The 11427-nt window shown below is 71.6% G+C and carries 7 protein-coding genes; 5 read left to right on the top strand and 2 right to left on the bottom strand.

Going from position 1 to position 11427, the window contains the following annotated elements:
- The first annotated feature begins 60 nt into the window (after positions 1-60).
- From AB0J02_RS17840 to AB0J02_RS17830, 3 genes are read left to right on the top strand one after another with little or no spacing between them, the layout of a single operon-like run.
- Positions 61-2334, top strand: a complete 2274-nt coding sequence (locus AB0J02_RS17840; RefSeq protein ID WP_363194625.1) for a tetratricopeptide repeat protein — start codon at positions 61-63, stop codon at positions 2332-2334.
- Positions 2331-3506, top strand: a complete 1176-nt coding sequence (locus tag AB0J02_RS17835) for a hypothetical protein (protein ID WP_363194624.1) — start codon at positions 2331-2333, stop codon at positions 3504-3506. Before AB0J02_RS17840 ends, AB0J02_RS17835 begins: the two co-directional genes overlap by 4 nt.
- Positions 3503-4789, top strand: a complete 1287-nt coding sequence (locus AB0J02_RS17830) for an alpha-glucoside ABC transporter substrate-binding protein (RefSeq protein ID WP_363194623.1) — start codon at positions 3503-3505, stop codon at positions 4787-4789. The genes AB0J02_RS17835 and AB0J02_RS17830 overlap by 4 nt, the downstream gene beginning before the upstream one ends.
- Before the next feature lie 25 nt (positions 4790-4814).
- Here the strand turns inward: AB0J02_RS17830 and AB0J02_RS17825 are convergent, their stop codons facing one another.
- Positions 4815-6665: an MFS transporter gene (locus AB0J02_RS17825; RefSeq protein ID WP_363194622.1), complete on the bottom strand. Its 1851-nt coding sequence runs from the start codon at positions 6663-6665 to the stop codon at positions 4815-4817.
- A 130-nt stretch (positions 6666-6795) separates the two neighbouring features.
- Positions 6796-9246 (bottom strand): D-alanyl-D-alanine carboxypeptidase, encoded by a 2451-nt coding sequence (locus AB0J02_RS17820; RefSeq protein WP_363194621.1) that lies wholly within the window; start codon positions 9244-9246, stop codon positions 6796-6798.
- Between the two features lie 214 nt (positions 9247-9460).
- Between AB0J02_RS17820 and AB0J02_RS17815 the strand changes: the two genes are divergently transcribed.
- Together AB0J02_RS17815 and AB0J02_RS17810 are read left to right on the top strand one after the other, a co-directional pair.
- On the top strand, positions 9461-10198 hold the full coding sequence (locus tag AB0J02_RS17815; protein WP_363194620.1) for a GPP34 family phosphoprotein: 738 nt from the start codon (positions 9461-9463) through the stop codon (positions 10196-10198).
- Positions 10199-10513: 315 nt separating this feature from the next.
- Positions 10514-11371 (top strand): helix-turn-helix transcriptional regulator, encoded by an 858-nt coding sequence (locus AB0J02_RS17810; protein ID WP_363194619.1) that lies wholly within the window; start codon positions 10514-10516, stop codon positions 11369-11371.
- Positions 11372-11427 lie beyond the last annotated feature (56 nt).

Raw genomic sequence — 11427 nt, 5'->3', positions numbered from 1 at the left:
TCGAATCCGCACAGTCCGCAAGGGGTGGATACCAGCCGCACGCACCTATTCTGGGTCGCCATGGAGGGGGACTCCTCGGGGCCACTGTTCGTCATGCCGCTGTCCGGCGCGCCGCGTGACGCCGATGTCGTGCTGCCTCCGGAGGGCCCCGATGTCACGGCGCTGCCGGAGATACGGCCCCGCGCCCCGGTGGCCGGCAGCGCGCTGGACGACGGGCCCGGCCTGGCCAGGGACGAACTGCTCGCCGGGCAGTACCGGGTGGTGCGGCGGCTCGGGCTCGGCGGGATGGGCGACGTGTATCTCGCCCGTGACGAGAAGGTCGACGACCGGGAGGTCGCCGTCAAGACCCTGCGCCCCGGACAGGTCGCCTACGCGGCGTCCCAGGCGCTCTCGGAGGAACGGCAGGCGTTCGCCGACCTCAACCACGAGAACATCATCCCCGTCTTCAACTACGGCACCCACGAGACGGTCGGCGACTTCCTCGTCCTGCCGTACGTCGACGGGCTGAACCTGGACGAGGTGCGGGAGCTCGCGGAGGACACCCCGAGACGGTTCGGCGGCGCCCGCTTCCACGAGTTCGTCCTCGCGTACGGGGTGCGGATCCTGTCGGCCCTGGACCATCTGCACTCCCGGCCGTCGGACGCCGTCCTGGTGTACGGGGACCTGAAGCCGCAGAACGTGATGCACGACGGCGCCGCCATCAAGGTCGTGGACGTCGGCTCGATCCGGCCGGCGCTCGCGGCGGGCCTGACGACGGAGGGGTTCCGCGCCCCGAACGTGCCGTACGGGCCGAACGCGAAGTCCGGCGCGAGCGAGCCGCAGGACGATCTGTTCGGGCTCGGCGAGACGCTGCGCGCCCTGTGCGGGCTCGGCCGGGACGTCGAGGACCTCGCGGAGCTCGGCGCGCTCGACCGGCTGCGGGAGAACGACGAGCGCGCCGCCGCGGCCGCGCTGGAGACCACCACCCCCGCGCCCGAAGGTCTCGGCCCGCTCTCGCTGGCCCGGGTGCTGGCCCGTGCCACCCGCTCCGAGCCCGCCGACCGGTTCGCCGACGCCCACGAGATGGAGGCTCAACTACGAGGTGTATGGCGAGAGTTGCGGTCGCTGCGCACGAAGGACGAGACCTTCGAGCCGTCACCGCTGTTCCAGCAGTCGCCGTACGCCCTCGACGCCGGACTCGGCACCGCGCCCGCCCTGCCCCGCTGGGCCGTCCCGCCCGGCGAGGACCCCCCGGGCCCGCTGCACGAGCCGCCGGCCGCCGCCGACGCCGCGGCCCGCCTCCCGGTGCCCCGGCCCGACCCGCACGACGACCACCACACGGAGCTGAGCCGCCTCGCCGACGCCGACCCGGCGGCGCTGCTGCAGCACACCGCCGACTGGCCCGAGTCCCCCGAAGTGCACCTGCTGCGCTGCCGGTTGAGACTCCGGGTCGCCCTGCGCGCCGACCCCGACGAGGCCGGCCTCGCCCTCGCCGAGGAGGAACTGAGCGGCGCCGTCGACGCCATAGGAGAACGACGCGCCCAGCGCGACTGGCGGATCGACTGGCACCGCGGCCTCCTCGCGCTCGCCCGCGACGAGGTCGCCGCGGCCCGCGACCACTTCGACCGGGTCTACGCGGCGATCCCCGGCGAGTACGCGCCCAAGCTCGCCCTCGGGCTCTGCGCCGAGCGCCTCGGCCGCCACCAGGAGGCGAACCTCCTCTACGAGGCCGTGCGGCTGCGCAATCCGTCACTGGGCAGCGCCGCATTCGGGGCCGCGCGGACCCAGCTCGCCCTGGGCGCACGGAACGCGGCGGCGAAGGCGGTCAAGGCGCTGAACGCGGTGCCGCAGCACTCCCGGCACCGCACCGCCGCACGCACCGCGACGGTCCGGATCGCCATCGAGTACGCCGCCGACACCGAAGCCCTGGGCACCGCCCTCCACCACCTGGCCCGCCTCTTCACCGAGCACGGCCTCACCGACGAACCGGCCCGGGTACGCATGAAGGCCGAGGTGTGGGAGGCGGCCCAGCAGCTCGTGACGGGCGGCATCATCGACGCCGAAGGACTGGAGTGGCTGGCCCGGAAGGCGCAGTCGCGCGACCACGACGCGCGCGACGCGGGCGCACGGCTCGCCTTCCCGACCGGGGAAAGGGCGCTGGGCAGAGACCTGTCCCGGTTCTACCTCTTCCTCGCGCGCCAGGCCGCCCGCTCCGCGGACCTGCCGCACGGCGACCGGATCACCGAACGTCTGCTGGACCGCGCCTACTACGTACGGCCCCTCGCGCTGCGCCACCAGCGGGAAAGCCCTTCCATGACCGTGCTGCTCCGAGCGCTGCTGAGGCGGAGCGGGTGAGACGACTGCCGCGCCGCCCGGCGCCGCCGCCCTGGCTGGGTGTCCTGCGCCGTCTGCTGTGGCCGCCGCCGGAGAACCGCACCCGCAACCGCGCCTACCTGCTCGACCGGCTGATCGCCCTGCCGCTGCTCGCGGCCGTCGCCTTCGCCACGTTCGGCTGGGCCTACGCGGACATCCGTGACGACTCGACGTACATCCGAACCCAACTCGCCCCCGCACTCGGTGACTTGGCCGACGCGAGGATCTCCCTGCGGATCGCCCAGCGAGAGGCCGAGGTCAGCCTCGACGCGGGCCGTGCCATCGAACTCTCCGGCCTCGGCCCCCGTTACGCAGCCCGCACCGGCGCCGCCACCCAGGACATCGCCCGGCTCTCCCGCGGCGGCGCGTTCGGCGAGGCGCAGCGCCAGGAGCTCGACGTCATCTCGGGTCTCATCGACGGCTACGAGGAATGGATCGCCTGGGCCAGGACGAACGTCGGCAACCCGTCGCTGCGCAACCCGTCGCTGAGCAAGGCGGGACTCGCGTACGCGCAGAGCATGCTGTGCTCGGAGGTCACCGCCGAACCGGCCACGCGCCGGGACGCGGCCTACCCGCCGTGCGGGGCCGCGCGGGGTGTCGACGCCACGACCGTCGTCGACCGCATCGCCGCCCTCGAACGCGATCTCCGCCACCGCCTGACCGAACGCTCCGCCCTCGGCCCGGGCGTGCTGGCGGCCGCCGCCGTCTCCCTGGTGTCCTTCACCCTGCTGGTGGTGGGCCTGTGGCGCACGCTCGTCTTCCTGCACCGCCGGATGCGGATCCGGGCGAGCGTGCCCCTGCTCGCCGCGGCGCTGCCCCTGCTCCTGGTGCCGTGGGCGGTCGCCGACGGGGTGCGGGCGTGGCAGGCGCAGCGGGACGCCGTGCCGTACGCGCGGGTGCTGGCGGACCGGGCGACACCCGAGAAGGAGGTCGCCCTGGACAACGACCCGCTGGCCACACCCGACCCCGCGGCGATCCGCCCGACGACGGAACGGATGGAACACACCGTGCGGCACGGGGAGTTCGGCTCCGTCGGAACGGTCGCCGGCTGGCTCGCGCCGGTCGGCCTCGTGGCCGGCGTGATCATGGGCGGCACGCTGCACGCGTACCGGCGGGAGTACCTGGTCGTCGGCCGCGGCGGAGGCGGGTTATGAGAAAACTCCTGCAACTGCTCCTGGCCGCCTGCCTGTTGGGCCTGGCCGCGCTCAGCGGCGGCTGCTCCTCGGGCGGCGGCACCCCGGTCGTCGTGCTCGGACCGTGGACCGGCCCCGAGGGCGCCGCGTTCGAGAGCGTCCTGCGCGACCTGTCCCGCGGCTCCGGGCACACGTACGTGTACAAGGGCACGCGCTCGCTGCGCGAGACCCTCATCGCGCAGCTCGCCGCCGAGGCGCCGCCGGACGTGGCCATCCTCAGCAGCATCGGCGAACTCACCGAGTACGCGATCCAGGACAAGCTGGAGCCGCTCGACCCGTCCACCGCCGAACGCGCCTACTCGCCCTGGTCCCCCACGTTCATGGTCGACGGCAGGCGCCGCACGTACTGGGTGCCGCTCAAGGTCGACCTGAAGAGCCTGATGTGGAGCAGGACCGACGCCTCCGGCACCAAGCCCAAGTGGTGCGTGGGCATGGCGGCGCAGGCCACGTCCGGGTGGCCCGGCACCGACTGGGTCGAGGACATCCTGCTGCACCAGGCGGGCCCGGCCACGTACACGCGGTGGGCGACCGGGCAGCTCAGCTGGGACTCCCCCCAGGTGAAGCGGGCGTTCACCACCTGGGCGCGGCTGCTCGCGTCGGGCGGCTCCCGCTCCCCGGCCGCGGTGGAACGCTCCCTGACCATGTCGTTCTGGGGCACCGCCGCCCCCCGGCACCCGACCGGGGATCCACGCGGTCTGCTCGGCGGTTCGCTGCCCGGCTGCACGCACGAGCACCAGGGGTCGTTCGTCCGGTTCGTGTACGCGCCGCGCAGCGACATCCGGGTCGAGCCGGCGGCCCGGTTCCTGAAGGGTTCGGCCGCGTACAAGAACGCCTTCGAAGTCTCCGGCGACATGGCCGCCGTCCTCACCGAGAACCCCGGCGCGCAGGAGCTGGTGAAGCGCCTGACCAGCGAGGAAGGCCGCGAGCAGTGGAAGAAGGCGGCGCGCCCGCACCTGCGCCCGTTCTTCCCCGACGCGACGGATCCGCGGCCCGACGACAACCCGGCGGCGCATGAGATCGCGAGCTACCTCGCCGCGGACGGGAACACGCTCTGCCTCGACGCGTCGGACGTGATGCCGCCGGTGCTGCGCGACGCGTTCTACCGCGCGGTCCTGGAGTACTTCCGCTCACCGGACAACGCCACGCTGCGCAAGCTGGTGGGCCAACTGGACACGGTGCGCACGCAGATAGCGGGACCGGAGGCCCCCGCGGGCATCCGTCCGCCGACGGACATCTGCAGATAGCCGCGCCGGCCCCGGGGCCTGCTTCCTACTTCAGCTCCTCCGGGCAAGGCGTGCCCCGCGACCACCACTTGTAGGGCGCCGCGAGGTGGTACGTGCCGGCCCGCGGAGCGACCAGCTCCGTCCACTTGTCGCCGGAGGCGTCCTCCTCCGTCTCGAACAGGCACCCGTGCTCGTTCTCGTACCGCTTCGGCGACGTGTCGTCGCTCTCCCGCGCCCGCTTCGACGCCTCGGTCTCCTGCGGGGCCTCCAGCGCCTTGCCGTCCGCGTCGACGACCGCCAGCCACGGCGAGTACGGGACGCGGATGAGGACCCGTCCCGGCTTGGACACCTCGATGGTCAACTCGGCCTGCTCGGCGGCGTCCACGCTCGCGTTCGGCTCGGCCATCGGCTCCGCGTCGGTGACGGCGAACAGCTGCCAGTTGGCGTCGCCCCACACCTGCTTGAGGTACGGCAGCCCGCGCTGCACCAGCTCCCGCTCGCGCTCGCCGCCGTCCCCGTCCGGTTCGCCCTTGGGGAGCACGACGTAGTGCACGGCCCAGCGCTTCAACCACTCGTGATAGTTCGCCGAGTTGAGGGTGTCGTCGTAGAAGAGGGGGTTGCGCTTCATGTCGGCCTGCCGGGTCCAGCCGCGGGCCAGGTTCACGTACGGGGCGAGCGCGGACGCCTCCCGGTGCGAGCGCGCCGGCACGACCTCGACGCGGCCGCGCTCGGCCTTGACCTGCTGGAGTTCATTGACGAGCGGGGCGAGTTCACGGGCCCAGGAGGCGGCCGGAGTCGTATGCACGACGTCGTCGACGGACTTGTACCCGACCCAGACGTTCAGGCCGACGAAGGTGATCACGGTGACGTACCACTTGCGCGAGCGCGGCACGGTGAACGGCAGTACGGCGAGCAGCGCGACGCCCGCGAACAGCATCGGCAGGCGCGTGATGTTGGAGCCGATCTGCGAACTGATCAGCCACACGAGCAGCACCGACAGGGTGTAGACGGCGGAGGTGATCCGGACCGTCAGCCACTCCTTGGGAGCCAGGAAGCAGATGAGCGCGCCGTAGACCATCGGCAGCAGCGCCGACCAGAACGACATCGGCTGCGTGCCGGAGAACGGGAACAGCCACGCCGAGAGCCCGACCACGGCGGCGGGCGCGAGCCCGAGCGCGTACGCGCCGGGCCGCCGCTTCTGAAGGAAGAGCGCGACGGCGACGAGCCCGACGAACAGCCCCGCCACCGGCGAACAGGCCGTCGCGATCCCGGCCAGCGGCGCGGCGACGACGGCCTTCGCCCACCGCTTGTAGCGCCAGCGGTACGGCCAGCAGAACACGGCCGCGGCCGCCGCGAGCCCGAACATCATGCCGAGACCGAAGGTGACACGGCCCGACGCGGCGTTGCACAGCAGCGCGAAGACTCCGGCGAGCGCGGGCCACAGCGGCTTCGTGACGACGCGCGTACGGATCAGGATGAGGGTCAGCAGCGCGGCGGAGAGCGTGCCCGCGATCATCATCGTCGTCCGCACGCCCAGCACGGACATCAGATACGGCGACACCACGCTGTACGAGACCGGGTGCATGCCGCCGTACCAGGCGAGGTTGTACGCGGAGTCGGGGTGCCGGCCCACGAACTCGGCCCAGGCGTCCTGGGCCGCGAGGTCGCCGCCACTGTTCGCGAACGTGAAGAACCAGATGATGTGCAGCGCGGCGGCGACGGCGGTGACGACGATGACGGGGTGCCGCCCGGCACGCGCCATCCAGGAGGCCGCGCCGCCGTCGCCGTCGGGTGCCGGCTCCCGGCCCTGCGGCGGCCGCTCCCGAACCCGTATTCGTCCGCGCCCGCCACCCGGCTCGGCGTCGTCGTCGGCGCGCGTCGGCTCCGCTGTGGCCACTACTGACACTCCCGTACGTCGTAAGCGACCGAGGGAACGTCCCGGTCCTGCCCCGGTCTCGCGACGCTAGCACGGGGGCCCTGCGCGGGCGCCGCGGGAGACAGGCGCGCACCGGCCTCCCGCGGATGTCCTAGCCGACGCGCTTGATCTTCGCCCCGAACCCGGGCTCGGTGAGGTCCTTCTGGAGCGCCACCGGTACTTCGACGGCGTCGTTCTTGCCGTCGCCGACGCTGAGCACACCGACCTCGGTGCCGGCCTTGGCCGAGTGCGGAGGCGTCTCGCCCTTCTTGTCTCCCAGCTTCAGCTTGACGGTCAGCCCCGACCAGCCGACGGCGGTGACGTCCTTCGTGGCGACGACCGGAGCGGTGCCGCCCAGGCCGTCGTCGACCTGCCCGACGACATCGCCCTTCTTGACGATCTTCTTGGCGGTGAGCGCGCTCTGACCCGACTCGATCAGTTTGCGGACGACGCCGGTGACCTCGTCGATGTTGGCCGTGCCGTTGCGGCCGTACTGGCCCAGGGCCGCGCCGATGATCGTCTGGGTCTTGCCGCCGACCTGCTTCTCCGCGGCGAAGAGGATGTTGCCGCCCGCCGCCGTGGTGGTGCCGGTCTTGATGCCGATGGCGACGGTGGGGACGAGCCCGAAGAAGTTGTTCTGCTTGTCCCCGTTGAGGTCCACGTAACTGGGCTGCCTGGAGACGTCCTTGAAGACCGGGTTCTCCATCGCGGCGCGGCCGAGCTTCACCAGGTCCTCGGCGGTGGAGACGGTCGTCTTGTCGAGGCCGCTGGGGTCCGTGTAGGTGGTGTTCTTCATCCCCAGCTCCTTGGCGGTCTTGTTCATCTTGTCGACGAACGTGTCCTCGGAGGAGCTTCCGGTGTCCCAGCGGGCCAGCAGCTTGGCGATGTTGTTCGCGGACGGCAGCATGACCGCCTGCAGCGCCTCGTACTCGCTGATCTTCTGGCCCTCGGTGACCTTCACGACCGACTCGTTCTCGGCCTTGCCGGTCTCGTAGTGCTTCTGCGCGGCCGCGTCGACCGGGATCTTCGGACCCTTCTCGCCGGTCTTCAGCGGGTGGTCGCGCAGGATCAGGTAGACGGTCATGACCTTGGCGATACTGGCGATCGGTACGGGCTTCTGGTCGCCGGACGTGCCGAACGTACCGATGCCGTTCACGTCCATCGCCGCCTGGCCCTGACCGGGCCACGGCACGGACGGCTTGCCGCCGTCGAAGGAGACGGACTCCTGCGCGGTGAGCTGCAGCGTGGGCGTCGGCAGCGGACGCACGGCCTGTACGACTGCGAAGACGACCACCAGGAGCAGCACCAGCGGCGTCCAGACCTTGACCCGGCGCACGGTGGTGCGGACGCGGGTCTCCGGCGGGGCCGGGGTGTTGGTCAGCTCGGCCAGCAGGTCCAGCGGCGGCTTCGGCGGCAGCGGCTGCTGCGTGGTCCGCTCCGGGACCGGGGGCTCCGCCGGTTTGCCGGTACCGGCCTTGGCCGCGCTGTCGAGCCCCTTGAGCGGTACGAACTTGCTGGTCCGCTCGGCCGCGGACTCCGGCGGCGTCCCACTCTTCGCGCTCTTCGCGGCGTCCGTCTTGGCCGGCGACTTCAGCATGGTCGTCGGCTGGTCGACCGGGGGTGCGACCGCCTTGAACACGGCGGTGGGCTGATCGACGGGCGCGTCCGCTCCGGGCTTCGGCTTGGCGTCGGCCGTCTTCGGCTTCGACTCCGGCTTCGGCTCCGGCTTCTGCTTCGACTCCGGCTTGGCGTCGGTGTCCTCGGGGGCGGCCGCGGCGGCCGCTATCGGCTTGGCGTCGTCGGCGTCGGCATCGGTCGGCTCGGCGTCCGGCTTGGCGTCGGCGTCGGTGTCCGGCTTCGGCTTGTCGCCTACGGTCGGCTCCGCCTTCCGCTCGGCGTCGGCGTCCTTGGGGGCGTCCGGCTCGGCGTCGTCGTCCTTGGCACCGGCGCCGGACTTCGCCTCGGGCTCGGTTTCGTCGCCCTTGGAGGCATCCGCGTCAGCCTTTCCGGGCTTCGGCTCGGCGTCGTCACCGGTCGGCTTCGACTGCGCGTCGGCGTCCGCGTCCGCGTCGGAGTCCTCAGGCGCGGCCGCACCGGCCGGCTCCACCTCGACCCCGTCATCGGCATTGGCATCGGCATCGGGCTCCGCGCCCTCGGCATCCGATGCCGACTTTGCATCCGCACTCGGAGCCGCGTCGGCCCCGGCCCCCTCGGCCGCGTCCGTCTCCGCGCCACCGCCACCGCCACCGGCAGGGCCTGCCGACGACACCCACGCCGCCACGGCGTTCCTCAGCCGCGCGTTCCCGGGCTCCGCCGCGGAAGCGGAACCGTTTCCGGACCCGGCATCGGCCTCGGCCTCCTCCGCGGGAGCTGAACCGTTTCCGGAGCCGGTCGCGGAACCGGGCTTCGACTCCGCGACGTCACGGACGGAGAACACCGCCGTCGCCTGATCCACGCGCGGCGGAGTCTCCCGCGCCACCGCAAGGCGCGGGTCCCGCTCGTCCGGGGTCGGGCCGCCCGACGCCTTCTGCTCTTCGCCCGACCTGTCCGGGGTCCCCGCCACCGATGCCTCCTCGACCGCTAACCACTGAGCGCCGGACGGGCCGATCCCTGCCCGGCCCTGTCCGAACCATGTACCAGTGTCCTGTGTGGGGTCTTAACCCCCGTGGTAGACGAGAACGACATACCTACTGGTTCCCGTCCAAAGCCCCCACGCACTCTCGACAGACCAATGTGAGAGGGGTCACCCTGTCATTCATCCACGCGGGGAGGCATGGATGGGCAGGAGCCGCAGAACACTTCCGGAGGAGCTTCTGCTGCTGGCGCTGGACCCGACCACGGGTACCACCGCACAGCCGCAGTCGCTCGACCTAGGTCTGGCCGGAGCACAGCTAGTAGAGCTGGCGCTGGCCGGACGGATAGCCCCAGACGGGGATCGTATCGCCGTGGTGGCACCACGGCCGACCGGAGATCCGACTCTGGACTGCGCGTTGGAGTTGCTGCGAAGGCGCGGCGCTCCTGTGCGGGCGGTCCACTGGATTGGCGGGCCGCGACTAGGGCTGCGCCAGACCTACCTCTCGCACCTGGAGCGGTGCGGCATGGTGCATGCCGTGGCGGGCCAGATGTGCGGGGTACTGCCGACGACTCGCTATCAGGCGACGGACACGGCAATCAGCCGGGAGATCAGGTCCCGGCTGGATTCAGCGATCCGTACCGGCGTTCCGCCGGACCCACGGACCGCGGCGCTCGCCGCGCTGGCCCATGCGGTCGGTCTCGGCAAGCACCTGTATCCGGGTAATGAGGGACGCTCGTCCCGCTCCCGGCTACGGGACCTGATCAGGCACGACCCGATGGGCGGTCTCGTGGCGCACGCCGTGATGGACGTCCAGAACGGGGTGGCCGCTCAGCCACGCCGTTCGCCCGCCATCCCGGCGGGCCGGCCCGCACCGGAGCCCGCCAGGGGCGTTCCGATGCAGCCACGTCGTGGAACCATGGCGCGCGCAGTGGCCCACTGAGGGCCGGCACAAAAGCACCACCAGCACCGCCCGCGCCACAAGCAGCACACGCAGCACACGCAGCACCTGAAGTAACACCCGCATCAGCGCCGCGCCGCAGTCCCCAAGACCCGGTTCGGGAGCCGCTGTACCGCGCGGGGCGAGGACCGGACGTCCGGACGACGACCCCGGCCCTCGCCCCGCGCGGTCGCGTTTGTGCTGGGTACCCCGCACATATCCGCTGTTTCCCAGCGGCAGGAAGCCCCGGAGTGGCAATCTGCTGAGCAGCAGATACACAACGTACAAAAGATGCACGCAGCCGGAGGTGCACGTCCCGTGGCGTCCAATGTGAATCCCACCGTCAGGCGACGCCGGTTGGGCCAGGAGCTGCGTCGGCTCCGCGAGCTCAAGGGCATGACCGCCGAAGAGGTCGCCGAGCGCCTGCTGGTCTCGCAGTCGAAAATCAGCCGCCTGGAGAACGGGCGGCGCAGCATCAGCCAGCGCGACGTACGCGACCTGTGCGGGGTGTACGAGGTCGAGGACCACCGGATCGTCGACTCGCTCATGCAGATGGCCAAGGACTCGCGCCAGCAGGGCTGGTGGCACTCCTTCGGAGACATCCCGTACAGCGTCTACATCGGCCTGGAGACGGACGCGGCGAGCCTGCGCGTCTACGACCCCCAGGTCGTGCCCGGACTGCTGCAGACCCGCGGCTACGCGGAGGCGCTCATCAACGGCGCGCTGCCGGAGACGACCCCGCAGGACATCGAGAAGCGCGTCCAGGTCCGGATGCGCCGCCAGGAGCGCATCCAGGCGCCGGACAACCCGCTGCGGCTGTGGACCGTCCTCGACGAGGCGGCGCTGCGCCGGCTGGTCGGCGGCAAGAACATCATGCGGGAGCAGCTGGAGCACCTGGTCGAGCAGTCCCAGCTGCCGCATGTCACGGTGCAGGTCATCCCGTTCGAGATGGGCGCGCACCCGGGGCTCAACGGGCAGTACGCGATCCTGGAGTTCCCCGACGCGGCGGATTCCAGCGTGGTCTACATCGAGGGTGTCACCAGTGACCTTTACCTGGAGAAAGCCAACGACGTCCAGAAGTACAGTGTCATGTACGAACATTTGCGGGCGCAAGCCCTGAATGTGGAGCAATCCCGACAGTTCATCTCGGAAATCGCCAAGGAGTACGCGCACTGAGGGCGGTGACACCTTCCGCGACGTAATCCGGAAGGTCAGATTCCGCTCCGCATGCC

Origin of the sequence: Streptomyces sp. NPDC050264, assembly GCF_040655895.1 — a bacterium.
Classification (GTDB): Bacteria; Actinomycetota; Actinomycetes; order Streptomycetales; family Streptomycetaceae; genus Streptomyces.
Note: the sequence above shows the minus strand (reverse complement) of the source record. Positions and strands in the feature narration are given on the sequence as shown.

What these genes read in the sequence shown, in the direction of transcription:
- AB0J02_RS17840 (WP_363194625.1), top strand. Translation starts at nt 61, where the DNA reads ATGGAGGGGGACTCCTCGGGGCCACTGTTCGTCATGCCGCTGTCCGGC.
- AB0J02_RS17830 (WP_363194623.1), top strand. Translation starts at nt 3,503, where the DNA reads ATGAGAAAACTCCTGCAACTGCTCCTGGCCGCCTGCCTGTTGGGCCTG.
- AB0J02_RS17815 (WP_363194620.1), top strand. Translation starts at nt 9,461, where the DNA reads ATGGGCAGGAGCCGCAGAACACTTCCGGAGGAGCTTCTGCTGCTGGCG.